Raw genomic sequence first — 22909 nt, forward strand, 5'->3', positions numbered from 1 at the left:
CCTTAGCGGTGGCCGCCGCTCTGCTTGAGGAAGTTGGCGAACAGCTCGTGGCCCTGTTCAGTGAGGATCGACTCAGGGTGGAACTGCACCCCTTCGATGTTCAGCGTCTTGTGCCGCAGGCCCATGATTTCATCGACAGAACCATCTGCCAGCGCGGTCCAGGCGGTAACCTCAAGACACTCCGGCAAAGTTTCGCGCTTGACCACCAGCGAGTGGTAGCGGGTTACGGTGAGCGGATTGTTCAGGCCCGCAAATACGCCAAGGTCGCGGTGGAACACCGGGCTGGTTTTGCCGTGCATCACCTGACGGGCACGCACCACGTCACCGCCAAAGGCCTGGCCGATAGACTGGTGGCCCAGGCAGACACCGAGAATAGGCAATTTCCCGGCAAAATATTTGATTGCCTCCAGCGACACACCTGCTTCAGTTGGGGTGCAAGGGCCGGGGGAAACAACGATACGTTCAGGCTTGAGCGCCTCGATCTGGGCGATGGTCAGTTCGTCATTGCGAATGACCTTGACCTCTGCACCCAACTCGCCAAGGTACTGCACGACGTTGTAGGTGAAGGAGTCGTAGTTGTCGATCATCAGTAACATCTGGTCAACCTCTTGAGTCTGCTGACTCTGAATACCTGTCTTGCGCCGAAAAGGCGCCATCTTCACTGGCGTGGCGTCTGCTCGGCCAAGGCTACGGCCCGGAACATCGCGCGGCGCTTGTTGATGGTTTCTTCCCATTCCAGCGCGGGCACCGAGTCGGCGACGATGCCGCCACCGGCCTGTACATGCAACTCGCCGTCCTTGATCACCGCAGTGCGAATCGCGATGGCGGTATCCATGTTGCCGTTCCAGGCGAGGTAACCGACCGCACCGCCATACACGCCGCGCTTTACCGGCTCCAGTTCGTCGATGATCTCCATCGCACGGATCTTCGGCGCACCCGACAAGGTACCCGCCGGAAGAATCGCGCGTAGCGCATCCATGGCCGAAAGACCTTCCTTCAGTTGACCAGTAACGTTAGAGACAATATGCATCACATTGGAGTAGCGCTCGATTACCATTTTCTCGGTGACCTTGACCGAGCCGGTTTCGGATACCCGACCGGTGTCGTTACGCCCCAGATCAATCAGCATCAGGTGCTCGGCGATCTCCTTGTCATCGGACAGCAGGTCTTCTTCCAGGGCACGGTCGGCTTCTTCGGTTGCACCGCGTGGACGGGTACCGGCGATTGGACGTACGGTGACCAGGTTGTCCTCGACGCGCACCAGTACTTCCGGCGAACTGCCAACGACGTGGAAGTCGCCAAAGTTGAAGAAGTACATGTACGGCGTCGGGTTGAAGCAGCGCAGCGCACGGTACAGGTCGATAGGCGCGGCACTGAAATCAATGGACATACGCTGCGACGGCACAACCTGCATGCAGTCGCCCGCCAGGATGTACTCCTTGATGGTATCGACAGCACGCTCGTAGTCGTCCTGCGTGAAACTGGAGCGGAATGCGGGCTCGGCAGCCTGCAACCCCTTGAAATCCAGGCCACGGCGCGGCGTGATCGGCTGACGCAGTTGCTCGAGTAATTGCTCGAGGCGCGCCTGACCTTCTTCGTAGGCGTTTTCCTGCGCCGGGTCGACCAGCACGATCGCATGGATCTTGCTGGCCAGGTTGTCGAACACCACGACGGCATCGGAAACCATCAGCAAAATATCCGGCACACCCAACGGGTCTGGATTCGGGCATTTGCCCAGGCGCTTTTCCACATAGCGCACGCAGTCATAGCCAAAGTACCCCACCAGACCGCCGTCGAAACGCGGCAGACCCGCGATCGTCGGCACCTTGTAGCGATCTTTGAAGGCCTCGACGAATGCCAACGGATCGTCGACATCATGCCGCTCGACTTCTACACCGTCATGGCTGATGCGAACCTGATAGTCATGCACACGCAACACCGTGCGGCACGGCAAGCCAATGATGGAATAACGCCCCCATTTTTCACCGCCCTGCACGGATTCGAGCAGGTAGGAGTTGGGCTGGTCGGCCAGTTTCAGGTAAATGGACAGCGGCGTGTCGAAGTCGGCCAGGGTTTCGCAGGCAAGCGGAATGCGGTTGTAGCCGGCTGCGGCCAGGCGCAGGAATTCTTCGCGGGTCATGATAGCCTCGTGGCAAGGAGCTATGGGTCGGGCAAGCAAACGTGCCGGGTCAAGCCGGCTAGATAGAAGTCAGGCGCGCCAACGCCAACGGGCCAGTGCCTTGATGACTTTCATCCAGAGTTTGCAGGTGACCACCACGATGGAATCTCTATCAGGGGGGGATTGAACGTCCGACATTAGCTCAGTGTCTGCTTCTAAGCAACCAGGCAAGAGTGCACGAAGGTCATCAATCACCAATGTGGGTGACTCCTCGGCTATCGGACGACCATGGTTATAGCCATAGCTGAGTGCAACACACTTGACGCCAGCAGCCTTCGCCGCCAGCACATCGCTGCGCGAATCACCGACAAACAGCGCGTTTTCTGGCAGCACATTCGCCATTTTCATAACGAACATCAGCGCTGCCGGGTCTGGCTTCTGCTGCGGCAAGGTATCGCCGCCGATGATCCAGCGAAAATAACGGCCGATTTTCATCTGGTCCAGTAACGGGCCAACAAAGCGTTCAGGCTTGTTGGTGATCAGGGCCATTTCCACGCCCTGCTTGCGCAACCAACGCAGCGTATCCTTCACGCCAGGGTAAACCGCCGACAGCGCATGGCTTTCAGCATAGGCCTGCATGAAAATCTCCAGGCCCTTCTCCGCCTCGTCTTCATCGACGGCGGAGTGATCCAGGCCACCGGCCAAGGCGCGGCGTACCAGTACCGCAGCGCCGTTACCGACCCATTGGCGTACAGCCTCAAGGCCAACCGGACGACGGCCCATTTCGAGCAGCATCTGGTCCACTGCGACCGCCAGGTCCGGTACCGAGTCGATCAGCGTGCCATCCAGATCGAACATTACCAGCCTGGGCAGGCTGCCCGGGAACAGCTGCTCGAAACCACTCATGGCCGTGCCAAAGCCAGTTCAGCATGCATTTTGGCGATAACTTCGCGGTAGTCCGGCGCATTGAAGATCGCAGAGCCCGCAACAAAGGTGTCAGCGCCAGCAGCAGCGATCTCGCGGATGTTGTTGACGTTGACGCCGCCATCGATTTCCAGACGGATATCGCGACCACTGGCCTGGATCAGCGCGCGAGCCTCACGCAGCTTGTCGAGGGTGCCGGGAATGAACTTCTGACCACCAAAGCCTGGGTTGACGCTCATCAACAGGACCATGTCGACCTTGTCCATGACGTACTTCAAGGCATCGAGCGATGTTGCCGGGTTGAACACCAGGCCCGCCTTGCAGCCACCATCACGGATCAGTTGCAGCGAGCGGTCGATGTGCTGGGAAGCTTCTGGGTGGAAAGTGATGTACGTCGCACCGGCTTCAATGAAATCGCCAATGATGCGATCTACCGGACTGACCATCAGGTGCACGTCGATCGGCGCAGTGACGCCATACTTGCGCAGCGCACTGCAGACCATCGGGCCGATGGTCAGGTTGGGGACGTAGTGGTTATCCATGACATCGAAGTGAACGATGTCGGCTCCGGCCTCCAGCACATTGTCGACTTCCTCGCCCAGGCGAGCGAAATCGGCAGAGAGAATGGAGGGGGCAATAGCGTAGGGCTGCATGGCGCACCTGTAGGGCAGAAATCACGGTGGTGCGCATTGTAGCTCAAGCGACCGGCCAAGGGCTGACCGGTATCAATCACAGCGACAAACAGGTACCAAGGCGTGCCCCCCAGGTTTTGCACCTGAGGGGCACAGGCATCAAGCCGGCTGCTGGGTGCGCAGTTTTTCGCTACGCCCACGCAACCATTCCAGGGTCAGCAGCAGGAGCACCGAGAATGCAATCAGCAAGGTCGCGGCCGCCGCAATGGTCGGGCTCAGGTTCTCACGGATACCGCTGAACATTTGCCGTGGCAAGGTCGCCTGCTGCGGGCCAGCAAGGAACAGGGTGACCACCACTTCGTCGAACGAGGTCGCAAAGGCGAACAAGGCTCCGGAAATGACGCCAGGTGCAATCAATGGCAGGGTCACACGGCGGAACGCTGTCAATGGCGATGCACCCAGGCTGGCCGCTGCACGCACCAGGTTATGGTTGAAGCCCTGCAGGGTTGCCGAAACCGTGATGATCACAAACGGCACACCCAGCACGGCATGCACCAGGATCAGCGAAATGAAGCTGTTTCCCATGCCCAGCGGTGCGAAGAACAGGTAGCTGGCCACACCGATGATCACCACCGGCACCACCATCGGCGAAATCACCAATGCCATCACCAGCGATTTACCGGGGAAGTCGCCACGGGTCAGGCCAATCGAGGCCAACGTACCGAAGACCATTGCCAGCACCATGGCCGCTGGCGCAACGATGATGCTGTTCTTCAGTGCGCGCATCCACTCCGCCGAAGCGAAGAAGTCCTGATACCAGTGCAGCGAGAAGCCCTGCAGCGGGTAGACCAGAAAACTGCCCGAGTTGAACGACAGTGGAATGATGACCAGCACCGGCAACACCAGGAACAGCAGGATCAGCCCGCAGAGGATACGCAAGCTGTAGAACCAGACCCGCTCGATAGGCGACATGTAAGGACTCAACATGGAAAGGCTCCTCAGCTCAGACGACGGCGGCTTGAACCGACCAGCCAGCTATAGATCAAGTACAACAGCACGGTGGCAAGCAACAGCAAACCGCCCAGCGCCGTGGCCATACCCCAGTTGATACTGGTGTTGGTGTAGAAGGCGACGAAGTAGCTGACCATCTGGTCGTTCGGGCTACCCAGCAACGCTGGGGTGATGTAGTAACCGATCGCCAGGATGAACACCAACAGGCAGCCTGCGCCAACGCCCGCATAGGTTTGTGGGAAGTACACCCGCCAGAAGCTGGCGAAAGGATGGCAACCCAGCGAGATGGCTGCACGCATGTAAGTCGGCGAAATGCCCTTCATCACGCTGTAAATCGGCAGGATCATGAACGGCAGCAGGATATGCACCATGGAGATGTACACACCGGTCCGGTTGAACACCAACTCCAGTGGCTTGTCGATGATGCCGATCGCCATCAGTGCGCTGTTGATCAAACCACCAGACTGCAACAGCACGATCCAGGCGGCAACACGCACTAGGATCGAGGTCCAGAACGGCAACAGCACCAGGATCATCAGCAGGTTGCTCTGGCGGGTTGGCAGGTTGGCAAGCAGATACGCCAACGGATAGGCCAACAGCAGACAGATGCCGGTGATGACGAAGCCCATCCACAGGGTACGGGCGAAAATGTCCAGGTAGATCGCCTGGTCAGGGGTGGCCGGGGCCAGCTCGCCCAGATCGTCGATACGATGGTCCAGGGAAGCCAACAGGTAGAACGGGGTGATACTACTGGTGTTACGGCGGATCGCCTGCCAGTAGGCGGGGTCGCCCCAACGCTCGTCCAACTCCTGCAGCGCTTCTTTATAAGAAGCCGGCTCGGCCTTGAACGGAAGGGCACGGGCAGTCTTGGCCAACAGGCTACGGTAGCCAGCCAGCTCCATGTTCAAACGCTTGGACAGGTCGCCCAAGGTCTGGTTCTTGCGCGATTCGGCGAGGTCGTCGGCCAATGCCTTGTACACCGGCTCGGCCGGCAGGCTCTTGCCATCCCACTCGCTGACCGCAACGACGGTACGCGGCAAGCCGCTGACCACCTCAGGGTTACCGACACTCTTGTACAACAGCGCAGCGATAGGCACCAGAAACACCAGCAGCAGAAACACTGCCAGAGGTGCGATCAATGCCTGCGCCTTCCAGCGGTTGACCCGCTCGGCATGCGCCAGGCGACGCTTGAGGGAAGGACCGGTGCCTTCGTTCAGGGGCACTGCGATGGCCATAGCGAACTCCGAAAAACTTGATCAAAAGGCGCGTCACCGGAAGGGTGACGCGCCATCAGCACGGCTTACTTGGCTGCCCACGCGTTGAAGCGTTGCTCCAGTTGCTCGCTATTGTCGGCCCAGAACGCCACGTCGATTTGCACCTGATTGGCGATGTTTTCCGGGGTGGTCGGCATGTCTTTCTTGATGCTGTCAGACAACAGGGCGACAGCTTTCGAATTCGCCGGACCGTAAGCGATGTTTTCGGAGTAGGTCTTCTGCTGCTCTGGCTTGACCGAATAGGCGATGAACTTCTTCGCCTCTTCAAGGTTTTTGGCACCCTTTGGAATGGCCCAAGCGTCGAAGTCGTAGATACCGCCGTTCCACACCACCTTCAGGTTGCTTTCTTTCTGAACGGCGGCGATACGACCGTTGTAGGCCGAGCTCATGACCACGTCACCCGAGGCCAGGTACTGCGGTGGCTGAGCACCGGCTTCCCACCACTGGATGCTTGGCTTGAGTTCATCAAGCTTCTTGAAGGCGCGATCCTGGCCTTCCTTGGTCGCCAGCACTTTGTAGACTTCCTTCGGCGCGACACCGTCGGCCATCAAGGCGAATTCCAAGGTGTACTTGGCGCCCTTGCGCAGGCCACGCTTGCCCGGGAATTTCTTGGTATCCCAGAAATCGGCCCAGCTGGTTGGCGCAGATTTCAGTTTGTCGGCGTTGTAGGCCATCACCGTGGACCACACGAAGAAACCTACACCGCACGGCTGAATGGCACCGGGAACATAGTCGGACTCATCACCGAACAGCGCCGGGTCGAGCTCCTCGAACATGCCTTCGTCGCAACCACGCGCCAGCTCTGGCGATTCGACTTCGACCAGGTTCCAGGACACGCTTTTGGTGTCGACCATGGCTTTGACCTTGGCCATCTCGCCGTTGTACTCACCCGCAACAATCTTGCCGTTGCCAGCCTTTTCCCAAGGCTCGTAGAACGCCTTGGTCTGGGCTGCCTTATTCGCGCCACCAAAGGAAATCACAGTCAGATCGGCCGCCGCCATGGCCTGGGTTGCTGCGAACAGGCCCAAAGAAAGGGCGGTCAACTTCAAGTGCTTGAGCATTATTATTCTCTCCACAGTGCAGGGTTGGTGAAGCAAACCTCAATGGGCTTCCAGGATCGGATCGAGCGCGCGACCGTGCTCGACCTCCCAGCCCAGCGGTACCACATCGCCCACAGCCAGGGCTGGGTCGAGTTCGGCAATCGGCTGCTTCACGAAGAAATCGGCCTTGCCGCAGACTTCCAGGCGCACCCTTACGTGGTCACCCAGGTAGACGAATTCGGCCACGCGGCCGGAGAAACGGTTGACGCAATGTTCGCTATGGCCGTTGAGGCGCACGCGCTCAGGGCGAATCGAAAGAGTTACAGGCTCGCCCGGCTGACCGACGTTGACCGCCAGCGCCTCAACCTTCTCGCCACGCGCCAGTTGCACCTGGCAACGGTCACCGCTCTGGCTGAGCAAACGGCCATTGATACGGTTGTTCTCACCGATGAAGTTGGCAACGAAGGTGTTCTTCGGCTCTTCGTAGAGGGTGCGTGGGTCGGCGATCTGCTGAATCTCGCCTTGATGGAACACCGCCACCCGATCCGACATGGTCAAGGCTTCACCTTGGTCGTGGGTCACATACACCACGGTCACGCCAAGGCGTTGGTGCAGGTGTTTGATTTCCATCTGCATGTGTTCACGCAGCTGCTTGTCCAGCGCGCCGAGCGGTTCGTCCATCAGAACCAGCTGTGGCTCGAACACCAGCGCCCGGGCCAAGGCCACACGCTGCTGCTGACCACCGGAGAGCTGGCCCGGATAACGCTGGGCGAAGGCATCGAGCTGAACCATGTTCAGCACACGCTTGACCCGCTCACTGATGTCGGTCTTGCTCAGGCCGCGCACGGTCAGCGGGAACGCCAGGTTCTCGGCAACGGTCATGTGCGGGAACAGTGCATAGTTCTGGAACACCATGCCGATGTCACGTTTATGCGGCGGTACATTATTGATCGAGCGACCCGCCAGTTGGATCTCGCCAGCGGTCGGGGTCTCAAAGCCAGCCAACATCATCAGGCTGGTAGTCTTGCCCGAGCCCGAAGGCCCCAACAAGGTGAGAAACTCGCCTTTGCGAATGTCCAGATTGAGGTCTTTGACGATTAGCGACTCGCCATCGTAGCTCTTCTGCACACCACGGAAGCTGACCAGCACTTCGCCGGTTGCAGCGCTCGAATTCACCTCACTCATACCCGTACCTTTTTGTTGGATGACTGCCGTAACACAAGCCTAGTGAAGGCAAAAGGCAGCGCAAATCGGGGGTGGAGAGAGATTGACATCAGCCGGGTGGAAGGGTTGTTGTAGGGATTGCCCTACAAGGATGGCGTTTTTAGATATCCGCCGACGCTACTGGAGCCCCCCAACCAATGCCGCCCCCGGCAGGACAGCGTGGGAAGGGCCCGATGGGCCGACGCAGGGTGTCGTATTCAGAACAGTCAGAGCAGCTTGTGCTCCATGGCGTACTTCACCAGCTCAGCCAGCGAGTTGACGTTGAGCTTCTGCATCAGCCGCGCCTTGTGCGTGCTGATGGTCTTGTTGCTCAGGGCCAGTTGCTGGGCAATGTCGTTGACATTGGCACCCTGGGCCAGGCGCTCGAAGACCGAAAACTCACGTTCGGATAGCAGCGAGTGCAGGGGGCGAGCGTCCGTCAGGCCTACCTCAAAGACCATTCGGTCTGCCAGATCGGGATCAATGTAACGCCCCCCTGAAGACACCCGGCGAATCGCCGTCAGCAACAAGGCAGGGTCACTGTCCTTGGTTGCATAGCCGGCGGCGCCAATCTTCAGCGCCCGTGCAGCCATCTGTGCTTCGTCATGCATCGACAGCACCAGGATCGACGGCGGGTTGTTCAGCGCCCGGATACGCGGGATCGCCTCAAGACCATTGACGCCTGGCATCGAGATGTCCAGTAACACCACTTCGCACTCGGTATGACGCAAGGTATCGAGTAGCTGCTCGCCATTGGCGGCCTCGCCCACCACCTGCATGTCCTTGGCCAGGCCGATCAATTGTTTGATGCCTTCGCGCACAATGGTGTGGTCTTCAGCAACCAGTACTCGTATCACGGCCCTGCTCCTGTGTTAATCCAAGGGAATCCGCACGCTTAGGCTGGTGCCCTCGCCCGGTTCACTGTTGAGTGTCATGGTGCCGCCCAACATCAGCACCCGCTCGCGCATACCAACCAGCCCGAAGGAGCTCGGGCGACTATCGTGCATGGCGAAACCAATACCGTCATCACTGATGGTCAGGCATAGCTGTTGCTCATCTTCGGTCAGGCTTATCTCTACAGTATGCGCCTGGGCGTGGCGCATCACATTGGTCAACGCCTCCTGCAAGATACGAAACAACCCCGTAGCCTTGGCATCGCTCAAGGGCGGCACGTTTTCAGGCACCTCCACCAGGCAAGGAATCTGCGTACGCGCCTCAAAGCGACGCGCCTGCCATTCGATTGCCGAAGCGATCCCGGCGTCGAGGATCGGCGGGCGCAATGCCGTCGCTACATCGCGCACCAGTTGAAAGAGCTGGGCAATCAGGCGTTTCATGCTCGCCAAGCGTTCATTCAAGCCGGGGTCGAGGTCGGCATAAGCAAGCTCGCACATCGATGTTTCCAGTTTCAGTACGGTGAGCATTTGGCCCAGTTCGTCATGCACCTCGCGGGCGATGCGGGCCTTCTCTTCCTCCCGGACGCTTTCCAGGTGCGCCGACAGCTCACGCAATTGCTCCTGCGAGCGCGCCAACTCCAGTTCGATCACCTTGCTCTGGGTGATGTCCCACACGATGCCGTCCCAGACCACACGCCCATCGCCCAGTGCCCGCGCGGTGGCCTTGATGTCGGCCCAGCGTATGTCGCCCTGACGCGTAACGATTCGCCCCTGCCAGGCCCAGTCACTGTCAGTCTCAAGTGCTCGGTCCTGGACCTGATGATAATGGGCACGGTCATCCGGATGAACCAGGCTGCGCAAGCCCATATGCGGGCGCTGGATTTCAGCCGGCGTATAGCCAACGAGTGCCTCACTGCCCTCACTGATGTAGGGGAACTCCAAGAGACCAACAGGCGGATCCCGCTCCAGGCGAAACACCAGGCCCGGGACGTTGGCGGCAATCCCCTTGAGCCGTGCCTCGCTTTCCTGTTGCGCCGCCAATGCACGGCGACGCTCGGTGACATCGGTCAGGAACACCACCAGGTACTCGGCATCACGAAAACGCAGGAAGCTCAGCGAAACATCCACCGGCAACAGTCGGCCATCAGCCCGCAGGCATTCGGTTTCAAAGCGTTGCGCCGCTTCGTCACAGGAACGCGCACGCTTCCACAGCGTCAACCAGCGATCCATGTGCAGATTGGGCTCGAAATCGATCAACGGGCGCTCCACCACCTGCCCCGACGCATAACCGAGCATCGCTTCGGCTGCGCGGTTGGCATAACGTACATGGCTGTCCCAGTTGACCCACAGAATGCCGACGGTACTTTGATCAATCGAGAACTGGCTCAAACGCAGCGCCTGTTCTCGCGCCAAACGCTGGGCAATATTGTCGCGCGCGGCGAGCAGGCTATGTTCCAGCGCATGCTGTTGACGCCGCTGCCAGAGCACAATGGCCATGGCGCTCAGCAACAACGCAAGCAGCAGCAGGCTCAGGTTTTGCCAGAAACCCGGCGACTCGCTCAGGCGCGGGTACTTGGGCTGCAGCCAACGGTTGTGCAGTTTCTCGAGGTCTTTGGGCGGAATCGCCTGCAGCCCCCGCTCAAGTATTTCCGCCAACTGCGGCCAGTCACGTCGCGAGCCGATACGCAGCAACTGCGGCAAGCCAATATCACCGACCACCGCCAGCTCGCTGAATTCGTTCTCGCGGGACAGACGGCTGAGCTGGGCTTCATCCACCACCGCGTAGCGTGCCTGTTCAGTGAGCAACAGCTGTAGAGCCTGGCGCTCCAGTGGCACACCTTGCACATTCAAATTGGGATAGGTGCTGCGCAAATAATCGGCCACCGCACTGGGCATGCGCACAGCCACGCGGTCCGTACTGCTGAGCTTTTCCAGGTCCACCGCTACGGCACCATTACGCGGGCCGACAATCAGCTGCGGCACACGCATGTACGGGTCGCTGAACAACCATAAGCGCAAGCCCGCAGGCGTTTGGGTCAGGCCTGGGGCCATATCGATTTCGCCGCCCACCAGCGCGTGCTCAAGCGCCGACTGGTCAGGATAGTTACGCCATGTCAGGTCCAGCCCCAAACGCTTGCCGAGCCAGTTCATCAACTCGACATTAACCCCCGAAAGCTGCTGAAGCCTGCGGTCGAACTGAGCATATGGGGCTTGCAGTACCAAACCCACACGCAAGCTGCGATGTTCGTCCAGCCACTGCTGTTGAGCCGGATCCAGCTGCAGCGGCGGCGTTGTCGATGCCGGTGCGGCCCACACGATAAAGGGCAGACAAAAACAGCCGATAAACCACAAGCAGCGCAAACGCTTCATCTTGAATCTCGTCATAGAACGGACGGCCTCAGAGCATGGCCGTCCCGGACAAATACCTTTAGGCTGCCGGTAATAATCTGGCCTGGATAGATCCATGTTCCCACTGAATCGCACAACGCTTCCTGCGTTATGCCTGTCCTTGATACTACCTTGTACCCTACACGCCGCAGATGGCGAAACGCCAGAGCCGGCGAAAGAGGCACAGCCCGCGCCTGTGCAGCGCCAAGCCCTGAATGAACGCAGCCAGGACGATGCCTTGGCACTTGAGCGCCAAGCCCCAAAAGAAGAACAACAAACCCTGCAAGCCGGCAGCGAGAGCTTTCTGGCCCTCTGGAAGCCCGCCAATAGCGGCGACCCGGAAGGAGCATTGATCATTCTTGCGGGTGCCGGCGAAACCGCAGACTGGCCAAAGGCTGTTGGCCCACTACGGCGCAAATTTCCGGATGCCGGTTGGCACAGCCTTAGCCTGAGCCTGCCCGACCTGCTGGCTGACAGCCCGCAACCCAGGGCCGAACCACCGGCCAAGCCCGCAGAGCCCAGCGCAGAAGGCCAGCAGGCGCCGGCCAAAGACACACCTGCCGACGCCAATGCCAGCGTTGAACAAGCCACGGCCGCCGAAGGCGAAAGTGCCGATAACAGCGAACCGGCAAAAACGCCGGAAGCTCAAAGCAACGCCGATGCCGAACGGATTTTTGCTCGCCTGGATGCGGCCGTCGCTTACGCGCAGCAACAGAATGCCCGTAGCGTTGTACTGCTCGGACATGGCACGGGGGCCTACTGGGCTGCTCGCTACCTGAATGAACGCCAACCGGCGCAGGTACAAAAACTTGTTATGGTCGAAGCACAAACACCGGCCACTGCGGACCAGAACCTGACGGCCCTGGCACCGGGGCTGAAGCTGCCGACGGCCGATTTCTACTACAACCAGCCACGAGCCCGAAAGGCGGCCGAGCAGCGACTACAAGCCAGCAAACGGCTAAAAGGCAGCAACTACCACCAGGTGGTCCTCACTGCCATGCCCGGTAACCTCAACGCCGAACAGGAAAACCTGTTTCGCCGGGTCCGTGGCTGGTTGAGCCCCAGCCAGGACAACTAAAATCCCTGCCGCGTGCGGATGACCGAGTAAGCCTGATGCAAATCACGGGTGTACTCGGTCGCCTCCCGCACACGCTCAGGGCTCGCGCCACTACCCACTAATTTGTCGGGGTGGTGACGGCTCAACAAGCGCCGATAAGCACGCTTGATCTGCTCAGGCGCTGCGCCCACCTCGACACCCAGCAACTTCAGCGCATCCGGATACGCCAGGGTGGCACTGCCCAGCGCGGCTTTCTGAGGTTCATAGTCCTGCGTCAAGGCCTTCACCTTGGCGGCTGACCAGCCCAACGCCTGCCCCCATTGCACAATCAACTCACGTTCATGAGGGCTCGCCCGGCCATCGGCCCAGACCATCCGCAAACACGCACGCAAAACCCCTTCGGCAGCATGCGGTTGCTGCTTGAGGCGACGCAGATAGCGCCCGAGCCGCTCCCGTCCGTTCTTGCCCCGGTTGAACGCTGCAATCGCACGGCGCCGCGCCGGGTCGCTCATTTCCAGGCGCTGCATTTCCTGCCGCGCCTGCTGAATGTGCCCCTCCACCACTCGGCCGTCACTCTTGGCCAGCCGCCCCAACAGCAGGAACAACACCTCATCGTCACGCAACACGGGGCGACCACCCAAGCGCTCACGCACGTGCGCCCAGCTATGCAACTGCAGACGGCGGTCCATCGCCTGACCAAGTAACGCCCCCAGCAAGGCCCCAGGAATGCTGGCAATGGCGAAACCCGCCCCAGCACCAATCACTGTGCTCGGCCACAACATCTCAGCGGCGCTCGCCAGTCATGATGCGTTCGACATCGGCAAGACGCTCAAGCGTGCCCACATCCACCCAATGGCCAGCGAAGTGCTCGCCGCTCACCTGCCCCGTTGTCATCGCCTGGCGCAACAGCGGCGCCAGTTTGAAGGCGCCTGGCTGGCAGTCGGCAAAAAGTGCCGGATCAAGCACGGCAATACCGCTGTAGGTCAGGGTGTCAGCCCCCGCCTCGGCGTCGAGCACCCGGCCATCGACCAAACGAAAATCACCCTTGCCGTGATGCCCGGGGTTATCCACCAGCACCAAATGCGCCAAACCCGCCAAGGGCTGACGCAAGCGGGCGAAGTCAAACTCGGTCCAGATATCGCCGTTAACCAGCGCAAACGGCGCATCACCCAGTAGTGGCAACGCCTTGTAGATACCCCCGCCGGTTTCCAGTGGTTCACCTTCTGCCGAGTACTGAATGCTAAGCCCCCACTGCGCACCGTCACCCAGGTAGTCTTCAATCTGCTGGCCAAGCCAGGCGTGATTGATCACGACATCCTTGAACCCGGCGGCAGCCAGTGCCTTCAGGTGATACTCGATCAACGGCACCCCCGCCACTGGCACCAAGGGCTTTGGGGTATGCAGCGTCAGCGGCCGCATGCGCTCGCCTTTTCCCGCAGCCAGGATCATTGCCTTCATGACCGCACTCCGGCTGCCTGCTGCAACTGCGTGATCAACTCACCGAGTTCAGCAAGCTCCGGACGACGGGCAACCACTGCATCTATATAAGCAAAGAAACGCGGCACATCACCCAGGTAGCGTGGTTTGCCATCGCGGTGGCAGATCCGCGCGAAAATGCCGATCACCTTCAGGTGGCGCTGCACGCCCATCAGGTCACTGGCACGGTGGAAACTGCCAAAGTCGCCTTGCACAGGGATGCCCCGGGCTTGCGCACGCTGCCAGTAATCACGCAACCAACCGGCTACGCGGGCCTCTGGCCAGCTCAGAAACGCATCTTTGAACAGGCAGGTGATGTCATAGGTGACCGGGCCATACACGGCATCCTGAAAATCCAGCACGCCCGGGTTCGGGGTACTGAGCATCAGGTTGCGCGGCATATAGTCGCGGTGCACCAGTACCTTGGGCTGATCCAGCGCACTGTCGATCAATAGACCGCTCACACGCTGCCAGGCCGCGTGTTGCGCCTCGCTGAAGGCAAGCCCCAGTTCCCGCCCCACGTACCACTCAGGGAACAACTCCAGTTCGCGGCGCAGCAGCGCGACGTCATAGCTGGGCAATGGCGCCGTCATGGGTAACCGCTGGAACGCTAACAGCGCGTCAACCGCGTCATTGAACAAGGTGTCGGCATTGTCGGCATCAATGACATCCAGGTAAGTCTGGTTGCCCATATCACTGAGCAGCAGAAAGCCACGCTGCAGATCCTGCGCATAAATGTTCGGGACATGGATGCCGGCACTGGCCAGCAAATGATCGATATCCACGAAGGGCTTGCAGTTTTCCTGGGGCGGCGGTGCATCCATGACGATAAAACTGCGGCCATTGGCCTCCCAACGGAAGTAACGGCGGAAGCTGGCATCGCTGCTGGCGGCAGTCAGGCTGCCTTGCGGCACCTCGCCCCAGCCCTGGGCCTGGAACAGATTTGCCAGTTGTTCATCGAGCCAGACATTCAAGTGTTGCAGGCGTACATCGTGATCGGGCATTACAAGGGTCTCCGACGGCCCTAGCCGTCAAGCGGGTCATGCTTTATTATCCAGCATCTTTTTCAGACCATCGAGAGGCGTGCGGCCCCACACGCGGGCAGATGGCACGCAGGAAGCCCGGACTAATAAGATGGCATTGAAATCCCCCGCGTTTCGTAAAAAATTCCCGTTGCTGGTTACCGGCGGCTTGCTGGCCATGCAACCTCTGGCGACGTCGTACGTGGTCGCCGCAGAACAGTTCGACTGTCAAGTGTCTGCTGCCGGCGGTTGGGACTGCAAGCCCAAGACCACTACTGCCAACTTGCCTCCACGTCCTGTGCACCCAGGCGCCGCCGTCAGCTCGACCGACGAAAGCTCGGCACCCGCTGCCGAAGCGGCTGAAGAGCCGGGCAAAGGCCCGATGCTCGTCACTGAAAGCAAAGGCCGTGTACTGAAATCGCGTAGCGCCGATTACAGCCATCTTGACTGGGTACCCCGTGACAAGCTGACCCCTGCACAACTGGCCGAGACCGGCCCGTACTGTGGTGGCGCCTATGTCGAGCCAACCCGCCCCGGCATGAACGACAGCACCCCGAAAGACGAAGCACCGACCTTCATTGGTGCCAAGGTTTCGCGCTATCAGCAGGAGCAGCAGATCGCTCAGCTCGCCGGTGACGTAGTGATGCGCCAGGGCAGCATGCAGGTCGAGGCCGATGAAGCCAACCTGTACCAGGCTGAAAACCGTGGTGAACTCAAAGGCAACGTGAAGATTCGCGACAACGGCTCGCTGGTGGTTGGCGATCACGCCGATATTCAGCTCGACACTGGCGAAGCCAAGGTCGACAACGCCGAATACGTGATGCACAAGTCACACATCCGCGGTAACGCCCTGTATGCCAAGCGCGCCGAAAACGCCATCATCCGGCTGAAAGACGGTACCTACACCACCTGTGAGCCGAACAGCAACGCCTGGCAGCTCAAGGGCAACAACATCACCCTGAACCCGGCCACCGGTTTCGGCACCGCGACCAACGTCACCCTGCGGGTCAAGGATTTCCCGGTGTTCTATACACCGTACATCTACTTCCCGATCGACGACCGTCGCCAATCCGGCTTCCTGCCACCGTCGTTCAGCACCAGCAGCGACAGCGGCTTCACGCTAGTCACCCCGTACTACTTCAACCTGGCGCCGAACTACGATGCCACGTTGTACCCGCGCTACATGGCCAAGCGCGGCCTGTTGATGGAAGGCGAGTTCCGCTACCTGACCGAGTCCAGCGAAGGCCAATTCGGCGGCGCCTGGTTGAACGACAAGGAAGACGAACGCAAGCTGCAGTCCGACTACAAGGACCAGCGCTGGATGATCAACTGGCAGCACAAGGGCGGCCTTGACTCGCGCCTGATGACTGAAGTCGACTACACCGACATCAGCGATCCGTACTACTTCCAGGATCTGGAAACCGACCAGATTGGCGTTGAAAGCCGCGAATACGTGAACCAGCAGGGTGCGCTGACCTACCGTGCCGAGGATTACACGGCGCGGTTGAACGTGCAGGCCTATGAGCTGGCGACGATCACCCGGATCACGCCGTACGACCGGCTGCCGCAGATCACCTTCAACGGGAAGCTGCCGTACCATCCAGGCGGGCTGGACCTTTCCTACAAGACCGAGTTTGCACGTTTTGAGCGCGACCTGCGCACCGGCAACTTCATTGATGAAAATGGAAATTCCGACCCGTGGTATGACACTCGCGTTTCGGGCCTGGCACGTGCCAATGGTGACAGAATCAACCTGGCGCCACGAATCAGCCTGCCGCTGGAAACCGGTTATGGCTTCCTGAAGCCATCGCTGACCTACGTCTACACCGACTACAACCTGGACCTGGATCAGCGCGGGAAAGACACACTGGCCGATGGCGAGACCTTCAAAAGCTCGCAGAACCGTGACGTCCCTGTCTTCAGCGTGGACAGCGGCCTGTACTTCGACCGCAATACCCAATGGTTCGGCAAGAACTACCGCCAGACCCTGGAACCGCGACTGTTCTACCTGTATGTGCCTTACAAAGACCAGACTGATATCCCAGTCTTTGACACCAGCGAAAGCACCTTCAGCTATTCGTCACTCTTCCGTGAGAACCGTTTCACTGGTTCCGACCGCATCGGCGACGAGAACAAGCTGTCGCTTGGCGTGACCAACCGCTGGATTGAAGAGAACGGTTTCGAACGGCAACGCTTCAGCATTGGCCAGGCCCTGTACTTCAAGGACCGCAAAGTCCAGTTGCCGCGCATTGACTGGCGTGATCGCGAAGATGCCCAAGCGAATGTCTCGCCCTACGCGCTGGAATACCAGTACCGCTTCAACCGCGACTGGCGCCTGAACTCCGACTTCAACTGGGATCCGGACAGCCGCAGCACCCGTTCGGGCAGTGCGATGTTCCACTACCAGCCTGAAGACAACGTCAACAAAGTGGTCAACCTCGGCTATCGCTACCGTAACGATGCCGTCCGCTATGACCAGACCACTGGTAAATGGCAGGTGGGTGGTGGCGACTATGGCAAGCCGGGTGACGCGAACTACGTCAAGGACTACTACAAGATCCAGCAGCATGACTTCTCTGTCATCTGGCCGGTCGTTCCGCAGTGGAATGCCATCGCTCGCTGGCAGCATGACTACAACCGCAACCGTACGCTGGAAGCCTTCGGTGGTTTCGAGTACGACAACTGCTGCTGGAAACTGCGTCTGATCAACCGCTACTGGATCGACTACGACGAGTTCAGCCAGGACGCACCAAGCAACGAAAAAGGCGACCACGGCATCTTCCTGCAGATCGTACTCAAAGGTCTCGGTGGCGTAGTGGGCAACAAGGTCGAGACGTTCCTCGACGAAGGCATTCAAGGTTATCGTACACGTGAAGACCAAGCTTATTGATTGTCTGCGCCCGCTGATGCTGGGCGCTGTATTGCTGAGTTCCGCAGTGCATGCCGCGGTACAGGAACTGGACCGCGTGGTGGCCATCGTCGATAACGATGTGGTCATGCAAAGCCAGCTGGACCAACGTGTGCACGAGGTGCAGCAAACCATCGCCAAGCGCGGTTCTGGCGTTCCGCCAGCCAGCGCCCTGGAGCCGCAGGTACTGGAACGCCTGATCGTCGAGAACCTGCAATTGCAGATCGGCGACCGTTCCGGCATCCGCATCACCGATGAAGAGCTGAACCAGGCCATTGGCACCATTGCCCAGCGCAATGGCATGAGCATCGATCAGTTCCGCGCAGCCCTGGCCCGCGACGGCCTCTCCTATGAGGACGCCCGCGAGCAGGTTCGCCGCGAGATGATCATCAGCCGTGTGCGTCAACGCCGTGTAGCCGAGCGCATTCAAGTGTCGGAGCAGGAAGTGAAGAACTTCCTCGCCTCGGACCTGGGCAAGATGCAGCTTTCTGAAGAGTTCCGCCTGGCGAACATCCTGATCCCGACCCCGGAAAGCGCCAACTCGGCTGCAATCCAGGCTGCGGCCAAGCAAGCCGGTGAGGTGTACCAGCAGCTCAAGCAGGGTGCCGACTTCGGCCAACTGGCTATCGCTCGCTCCGCCAGCGAAACGGCACTGGAAGGTGGTGAGATGGGCTGGCGCAAAGCTGCTCAACTGCCACCACCGTTCGACCGCCTGCTGAGTTCCCTGTCGGTCGGTGATGTTACAGAGCCAGTGCGTACGCCAGGGGGCTTCATCATCCTCAAGCTGCTGGACAAGCGTGGTGGCCAAACCCAGGTTCGTGACGAAGTCCATGTTCGTCACATCCTGATCAAGCCAAGCGAGATCCGCAGCGAAGCCGCAACCAAGCAGTTGGTGGAAAAGCTCTACGACCGGATCAAGGCCGGGGAAGACTTCGCTGAACTGGCCAAGAGCTTCTCGGAAGACCCAGGCTCGGCACTCAATGGTGGCGACCTGAACTGGATCGACCCGAACGCGCTGGTGCCGGAGTTCCGCGAAGTCATGGCAAGCAGCCAGCAAGGTGTAGTGTCCAAGCCCTTCAAGACCCAATACGGCTGGCACGTACTTGAAGTGCTGGGTCGCCGCGCCACCGACAGCACGACTCAAGCCCGCGAACAACAAGCGTTGACCGTACTGCGCAACCGCAAGTACGACGAGGAGCTGCAGACCTGGCTGCGTCAGATTCGTGACGAAGCCTACGTTGAAATCAAGCTCCCCGGCGCGGCCCAGGCCGCCCAGTGAAACGCCAACGTTTCGCCCTGACACCCGGCGAGCCGGCCGGCATAGGTCCAGACCTGTGCCTGCTGCTCGCTGCACACGCCCAGCCTTACCCTCTGATCGCCATTACCAACCGTGACCTGCTCGCCGAGCGGGCCGCGCAGTTGGGCGTGGCCGTCACACTGCTGCCCGTGTCTGCCGATGCGTTCCCGGATACACCTGCCGACGCAGGCAGCCTGTATGTCTGGGATACACCGCTGCAAACCGCTGTGGTGCCTGGGCAACTGGATAAAGCCAACGCAGCCTTCGTGCTGGAAACCCTCACCCGTGCGGGCCAAGGCTGCCTGGATGGCCATTTCGCGGGCATGATCACCGCGCCGGTGCACAAAGGCGTGATCAACGAGAGCGGTATCGCCTTCTCCGGCCACACCGAGTTTCTTGCTGACCTCACCCACACCCAGCAGGTGGTAATGATGCTGGCGACACGCGGCCTGCGTGTTGCACTGGTGACCACTCACCTGCCCTTGCGCGACGTGGCCGACGCCATCACCGAGGAGCGGCTGGAGCGCGTCACGCGTATCCTGCATGCCGACCTGGTGAACAAGTTTGGCATCGCCAACCCGCGCATCCTGGTCTGCGGCCTCAACCCGCATGCCGGTGAAGGCGGCCATCTGGGCCGCGAAGAAATCGACATTATCGAACCGACATTGGCGCGCCTGCGCAGCGAAGGCATGGACCTGCGCGGCCCACTGCCCGCCGATACCCTGTTTACCCCCAAATATCTGGAGCACTGCGATGCAGTGCTGGCGATGTACCACGACCAAGGCCTGCCCGTACTCAAGTACAAAGGGTTTGGCGCTGCAGTGAACGTGACCCTGGGCCTGCCGATCATCCGCACTTCGGTTGATCATGGCACCGCCCTGGACCTTGCCGGAACCGGCAAGATCGACACCGGCAGCCTGCAGGTCGCCCTGGAAACCGCCTATCAGATGGCCGAGACCCGTTTATGAGTGAGCAATATCAACACCGGGCGCGCAAGCGCTTCGGCCAGAACTTCCTGCATGACGCAGGCGTTATCGACCGTATCCTGCGTGCCATTCACGCTCGCCCAGGCGAGCGCATGCTGGAAATCGGCCCAGGCCAGGGTGCACTGACCGCAGGCCTGCTGGGCAGTGGCGCAGAGCTGGACGTGGTGGAACTGGACAAGGACCTGATCCCGATCCTCAACCACCAGTTCGCCGGCCGTGACAACTTCCGCCTGCACCAGGGCGACGCCCTGAAGTTCGACTTCACCAGCCTGGGGGCAGCCCCACACAGCCTGCGTGTCGTCGGCAACCTGCCGTACAACATCTCCACCCCGCTGATTTTCCACCTGCTGGATAACGCCGGGCTGATCCGTGACATGCACTTCATGCTGCAGAAAGAAGTGGTCGAGCGCCTGGCCGCAGGGCCAGGTGGCGGCGACTGGGGACGTCTGTCGATCATGGTTCAGTACCATTGCAAGGTCGAGCACCTGTTCAACGTCGGGCCTGGCGCCTTCAACCCGCCTCCCAAGGTTGATTCAGCCATCGTCCGCCTGGTGCCTCACGAAACCCTGCCGCACCCAGCCAAAGACCACCGGCTGCTTGAACGCATTGTTCGTGAAGCCTTCAACCAGCGCCGCAAGACCTTGCGCAACACCCTCAAGGCGCTGCTCAGCAGCGAGGCGATCGAGGCGGCCAATGTCGATGGCAGCCTGCGTCCGGAGCAACTCGATCTCGCCGCCTTTGTCCGCCTGGCCGACAAACTGGCCGAGCAGAACGGCGCCGAATAAGCCTCCCGCCGGTCAACCGTGCATTCACGGCTGGCCGGCCGCCCCGCCTTTGGCCTAGACTGAAGCAATTGCAGCATTCGCGTTTGCTTAAGGCCCTTTGCATGTCTGATCCTCGCTACCAGATCGACGTCAGCGTCGTCACCCGATTCCTTCCCGAGCAGTCCCAACCCGACAACGACCGTTATGCCTTCGCCTACACCATCACGGTGCAGAACAACGGCCAGTTGCCCGCCAAGCTGATGTCCCGCCATTGGCTGATCACCAACGGCGATGGCGAAGTCGAAGAAGTACGCGGTGCCGGCGTGGTTGGCCAGCAACCGCTGATCGAGCCCGGAGCCAGCCATACCTACAGCAGCGGTGCGGTCATCAGCACGCGTGTTGGCACCATGCAAGGCACCTACCAGATGTTTGCCGAAGACGGCAAACGCTTCGATGCGATCATCGCTCCATTCCGGCTTGCAGTGCCTGGGGCTCTGCACTGATGGCGGTTTATGCCGTCGGCGACCTGCAAGGCTGCCTGCAACCCCTCAAATGCCTGCTGAAGCGCGTAGCGTTCAACCCTGCCGTCGATACGCTGTGGCTGGTCGGTGACCTGGTCAACCGTGGCCCGGAATCACTGGAAACCCTGCGCTTTCTCTACAACATGCGTGACTCACTGGTGTGTGTGCTGGGCAACCATGACCTGCACCTGCTGGCGGCCGGGCACAATATCGAGCGCCTGAAAAAGAGTGACACCCTGCGCGAGATCATCGAAGCCCCAGACGCCAACGACTTGCTCGACTGGCTACGCCAGCAAAAGCTGCTGCACTACGATGAGCAACGCGACATCGCCCTGGTGCATGCTGGCATCCCGCCGCAGTGGAGCCTGAACAAGGCTCGGCGCCTGGCCGCGGAAGTCGAGGAAGTGCTGCGCGATGACACCCGTCTGAAGCCCTATCTGGACGGCATGTACGGCAATGAACCGAACAAGTGGGACAAGAGCCTCCACGGGGTGACGCGCTTGCGGGTTATCACCAACTACTTCACCCGCATGCGCTTCTGCACCAGCGACGGCAAGCTCGACCTCAAGGGCAAGGAAGGGGTCGATACCGCCCCGCCTGGCTATGCGCCCTGGTTCAGTCACAAGGAGCGACGCACCCACGGCCTGAAGATCATCTTCGGTCATTGGGCTGCGCTTGAAGGCCGGTGTGACGTACCCGGCCTGTACGCACTGGACACCGGCTGTGTCTGGGGCGGGTCCATGACCCTGATGAACGTCGACACCGGTGAGCGCTTCGAGTGCGAATGCAGCAGCGAAGGCAGCCTGCGCCCACAACCCTCAATGCCTGCAGCCCCTCAGATGGCTGATCACTCCTGAAGGAACCCCCATGAGCGAATTCAAACGCATCCCTCCCGAGCAAGCCCAAGCGCTGCGTGAGCAAGGTGCGGTCGTGGTCGACATTCGCGATCCACAGACCTACGCCGCCAGCCACATCACAGGTGCTCACCACCTGGATAACCAGTCGGTTGCCGACTTCATCCGCAATGCCGACCTCGATGCCCCGCTGGTGGTGGTCTGCTACCACGGTAATTCCAGCCAAAGCGCAGCGGCCTATCTGGTCAGCCAGGGCTTTTCCGACGTCTACAGCCTTGATGGCGGTTTCGAACTGTGGCGTAGCGTCTACCCCGAGCAAACCGCTCAAGGCGACGCCGAATAATTTTTTTCACGGTCCTCCAGCCCACGTCCCCTGTGGGCTGGCGCCAGATCTGACGAACGGTCGTGGCGAACTTATCACGCAACCACCCTTGACCTCCCCGATTCCGAACTATTCTTAGGCTCAGGCCATCCAAAAAGGGGAGAGCCGGTACACCGGCGTGCGGGTCATCGGTAGCGATTTTACAGGTGTTCTGGGGG

The 22909-nt window shown here is 60.2% G+C and carries 21 protein-coding genes; 8 read left to right on the forward strand and 13 right to left on the reverse strand.

Annotated features, from left to right (window positions below; translation table 11 throughout):
* Positions 1–2: 2 nt before the first annotated feature.
* From UIA24_RS10590 to UIA24_RS10635, 10 genes are all read right to left on the reverse strand, one after another.
* Positions 3–596, reverse strand: a complete 594-nt coding sequence (locus UIA24_RS10590) for an aminodeoxychorismate/anthranilate synthase component II (protein WP_065759050.1) — start codon at positions 594–596, stop codon at positions 3–5.
* 62 nt (positions 597–658) lie between these two features.
* On the reverse strand, positions 659–2140 hold the full coding sequence (trpE, locus tag UIA24_RS10595; protein ID WP_330522813.1) for an anthranilate synthase component I: 1482 nt from the start codon (positions 2138–2140) through the stop codon (positions 659–661).
* Between the two features lie 69 nt (positions 2141–2209).
* The gene (locus UIA24_RS10600) at positions 2210–3025 is read right to left on the reverse strand and encodes a phosphoglycolate phosphatase (RefSeq protein ID WP_330522814.1); all 816 of its coding nucleotides are present in this window, start codon (positions 3023–3025) and stop codon (positions 2210–2212) included.
* Entirely contained in the window at positions 3022–3696 is a 675-nt protein-coding gene (gene rpe, locus UIA24_RS10605) for a ribulose-phosphate 3-epimerase (RefSeq protein WP_065759018.1), read from the reverse strand. Before rpe ends, UIA24_RS10600 begins: the two co-directional genes overlap by 4 nt.
* A 138-nt stretch (positions 3697–3834) precedes the next feature.
* Positions 3835–4662: an ABC transporter permease gene (locus UIA24_RS10610; RefSeq protein ID WP_065759019.1), complete on the reverse strand. Its 828-nt coding sequence runs from the start codon at positions 4660–4662 to the stop codon at positions 3835–3837.
* Positions 4663–4673: 11 nt separating this feature from the next.
* Positions 4674–5921 carry an ABC transporter permease gene (locus UIA24_RS10615; protein ID WP_065759020.1) on the reverse strand — a complete coding sequence of 416 codons (1248 nt, stop codon included), beginning with the start codon at positions 5919–5921 and terminating at the stop codon, positions 4674–4676.
* 65 nt (positions 5922–5986) lie between these two features.
* On the reverse strand, positions 5987–7021 hold the full coding sequence (locus UIA24_RS10620) for an ABC transporter substrate-binding protein (RefSeq protein WP_065759021.1): 1035 nt from the start codon (positions 7019–7021) through the stop codon (positions 5987–5989).
* A gap of 39 nt (positions 7022–7060) precedes the next feature.
* The gene (locus tag UIA24_RS10625; protein ID WP_102052157.1) at positions 7061–8185 is read right to left on the reverse strand and encodes an ABC transporter ATP-binding protein; all 1125 of its coding nucleotides are present in this window, start codon (positions 8183–8185) and stop codon (positions 7061–7063) included.
* A 245-nt stretch (positions 8186–8430) separates the two neighbouring features.
* Complete coding sequence (locus tag UIA24_RS10630) at positions 8431–9060, reverse strand: response regulator (protein ID WP_065759023.1); 630 nt, start codon at positions 9058–9060, stop codon at positions 8431–8433.
* Positions 9061–9075: 15 nt separating this feature from the next.
* Entirely contained in the window at positions 9076–11466 is a 2391-nt protein-coding gene (locus UIA24_RS10635; RefSeq protein WP_330522815.1) for a PAS domain-containing sensor histidine kinase, read from the reverse strand.
* Between the two features lie 94 nt (positions 11467–11560).
* Between UIA24_RS10635 and UIA24_RS10640 the strand changes: the two genes are divergently transcribed.
* Positions 11561–12562 carry an alpha/beta hydrolase family protein gene (locus UIA24_RS10640; protein ID WP_330522816.1) on the forward strand — a complete coding sequence of 334 codons (1002 nt, stop codon included), beginning with the start codon at positions 11561–11563 and terminating at the stop codon, positions 12560–12562.
* Here the strand turns inward: UIA24_RS10640 and UIA24_RS10645 are convergent.
* The 3 genes from UIA24_RS10645 to UIA24_RS10655 are packed head-to-tail and all read right to left on the reverse strand — an operon-like array spanning position 12559 to position 15021.
* Positions 12559–13323 carry a TerB family tellurite resistance protein gene (locus tag UIA24_RS10645; RefSeq protein ID WP_099775982.1) on the reverse strand — a complete coding sequence of 255 codons (765 nt, stop codon included), beginning with the start codon at positions 13321–13323 and terminating at the stop codon, positions 12559–12561. The two genes, UIA24_RS10640 and UIA24_RS10645, sit on opposite strands and share 4 nt — an antisense overlap.
* Position 13324: 1 nt before the next feature.
* Positions 13325–13999: an N-acetylmuramate alpha-1-phosphate uridylyltransferase MurU gene (gene murU, locus UIA24_RS10650; protein ID WP_102052161.1), complete on the reverse strand. Its 675-nt coding sequence runs from the start codon at positions 13997–13999 to the stop codon at positions 13325–13327.
* Positions 13996–15021 carry an aminoglycoside phosphotransferase family protein gene (locus UIA24_RS10655; RefSeq protein ID WP_330522817.1) on the reverse strand — a complete coding sequence of 342 codons (1026 nt, stop codon included), beginning with the start codon at positions 15019–15021 and terminating at the stop codon, positions 13996–13998. Before UIA24_RS10655 ends, murU begins: the two co-directional genes overlap by 4 nt.
* Positions 15022–15151: 130 nt before the next feature.
* Here UIA24_RS10655 and UIA24_RS10660 point away from each other — a divergent pair, with 130 nt between their 5' ends.
* The 7 genes from UIA24_RS10660 (at position 15152) to glpE (ending at position 22712) form a co-directional block, all read left to right on the forward strand.
* On the forward strand, positions 15152–17929 hold the full coding sequence (locus UIA24_RS10660) for an LPS-assembly protein LptD (RefSeq protein ID WP_330522818.1): 2778 nt from the start codon (positions 15152–15154) through the stop codon (positions 17927–17929).
* The gene (gene surA / locus UIA24_RS10665) at positions 17910–19226 is read left to right on the forward strand and encodes a peptidylprolyl isomerase SurA (protein ID WP_065759030.1); all 1317 of its coding nucleotides are present in this window, start codon (positions 17910–17912) and stop codon (positions 19224–19226) included. The genes UIA24_RS10660 and surA overlap by 20 nt, the downstream gene beginning before the upstream one ends.
* Positions 19223–20212, forward strand: coding sequence for a 4-hydroxythreonine-4-phosphate dehydrogenase PdxA (gene pdxA / locus UIA24_RS10670; protein WP_065759031.1), 990 nt, complete (start codon positions 19223–19225; stop codon positions 20210–20212). The genes surA and pdxA overlap by 4 nt, the downstream gene beginning before the upstream one ends.
* Positions 20209–21015 (forward strand): 16S rRNA (adenine(1518)-N(6)/adenine(1519)-N(6))-dimethyltransferase RsmA, encoded by an 807-nt coding sequence (rsmA, locus tag UIA24_RS10675; protein ID WP_330522819.1) that lies wholly within the window; start codon positions 20209–20211, stop codon positions 21013–21015. Before pdxA ends, rsmA begins: the two co-directional genes overlap by 4 nt.
* Before the next feature lie 101 nt (positions 21016–21116).
* A complete protein-coding gene (gene apaG, locus UIA24_RS10680) occupies positions 21117–21497 on the forward strand; it encodes a Co2+/Mg2+ efflux protein ApaG (RefSeq protein ID WP_099775990.1) in 381 nt (126 codons plus the stop codon).
* Positions 21497–22372, forward strand: coding sequence for a symmetrical bis(5'-nucleosyl)-tetraphosphatase (locus UIA24_RS10685; protein WP_330522820.1), 876 nt, complete (start codon positions 21497–21499; stop codon positions 22370–22372). The genes apaG and UIA24_RS10685 overlap by 1 nt, the downstream gene beginning before the upstream one ends.
* Before the next feature lie 10 nt (positions 22373–22382).
* A complete protein-coding gene (gene glpE / locus UIA24_RS10690) occupies positions 22383–22712 on the forward strand; it encodes a thiosulfate sulfurtransferase GlpE (protein WP_065759035.1) in 330 nt (109 codons plus the stop codon).
* The last annotated feature ends 197 nt before the right edge of the window (positions 22713–22909 follow it).

The organism is Pseudomonas sp. AL 58, from assembly GCF_036348395.1.
Classification (GTDB): domain Bacteria; phylum Pseudomonadota; class Gammaproteobacteria; order Pseudomonadales; family Pseudomonadaceae; genus Aquipseudomonas; species Aquipseudomonas defluvii.

Bases quoted from the DNA above. Each gene is read 5' to 3' on its own strand.
- UIA24_RS10590 (WP_065759050.1), bottom strand. From the start codon at position 596: ATGTTACTGATGATCGACAACTACGACTCCTTCACCTACAACGTCGTG.
- trpE (WP_330522813.1), bottom strand. From the start codon at position 2,140: ATGACCCGCGAAGAATTCCTGCGCCTGGCCGCAGCCGGCTACAACCGC.
- UIA24_RS10600 (WP_330522814.1), bottom strand. From the start codon at position 3,025: ATGAGTGGTTTCGAGCAGCTGTTCCCGGGCAGCCTGCCCAGGCTGGTA.
- rpe (WP_065759018.1), bottom strand. From the start codon at position 3,696: ATGCAGCCCTACGCTATTGCCCCCTCCATTCTCTCTGCCGATTTCGCT.
- UIA24_RS10610 (WP_065759019.1), bottom strand. From the start codon at position 4,662: ATGTTGAGTCCTTACATGTCGCCTATCGAGCGGGTCTGGTTCTACAGC.
- UIA24_RS10615 (WP_065759020.1), bottom strand. From the start codon at position 5,921: ATGGCCATCGCAGTGCCCCTGAACGAAGGCACCGGTCCTTCCCTCAAG.
- UIA24_RS10620 (WP_065759021.1), bottom strand. From the start codon at position 7,021: ATGCTCAAGCACTTGAAGTTGACCGCCCTTTCTTTGGGCCTGTTCGCA.
- UIA24_RS10625 (WP_102052157.1), bottom strand. From the start codon at position 8,185: ATGAGTGAGGTGAATTCGAGCGCTGCAACCGGCGAAGTGCTGGTCAGC.
- UIA24_RS10635 (WP_330522815.1), bottom strand. From the start codon at position 11,466: ATGAAGCGTTTGCGCTGCTTGTGGTTTATCGGCTGTTTTTGTCTGCCC.
- UIA24_RS10640 (WP_330522816.1), top strand. From the start codon at position 11,561: ATGTTCCCACTGAATCGCACAACGCTTCCTGCGTTATGCCTGTCCTTG.
- UIA24_RS10645 (WP_099775982.1), bottom strand. From the start codon at position 13,323: ATGTTGTGGCCGAGCACAGTGATTGGTGCTGGGGCGGGTTTCGCCATT.
- murU (WP_102052161.1), bottom strand. From the start codon at position 13,999: ATGAAGGCAATGATCCTGGCTGCGGGAAAAGGCGAGCGCATGCGGCCG.
- UIA24_RS10655 (WP_330522817.1), bottom strand. From the start codon at position 15,021: ATGCCCGATCACGATGTACGCCTGCAACACTTGAATGTCTGGCTCGAT.
- UIA24_RS10660 (WP_330522818.1), top strand. From the start codon at position 15,152: ATGGCATTGAAATCCCCCGCGTTTCGTAAAAAATTCCCGTTGCTGGTT.
- rsmA (WP_330522819.1), top strand. From the start codon at position 20,209: ATGAGTGAGCAATATCAACACCGGGCGCGCAAGCGCTTCGGCCAGAAC.
- apaG (WP_099775990.1), top strand. From the start codon at position 21,117: ATGTCTGATCCTCGCTACCAGATCGACGTCAGCGTCGTCACCCGATTC.
- UIA24_RS10685 (WP_330522820.1), top strand. From the start codon at position 21,497: ATGGCGGTTTATGCCGTCGGCGACCTGCAAGGCTGCCTGCAACCCCTC.
- glpE (WP_065759035.1), top strand. From the start codon at position 22,383: ATGAGCGAATTCAAACGCATCCCTCCCGAGCAAGCCCAAGCGCTGCGT.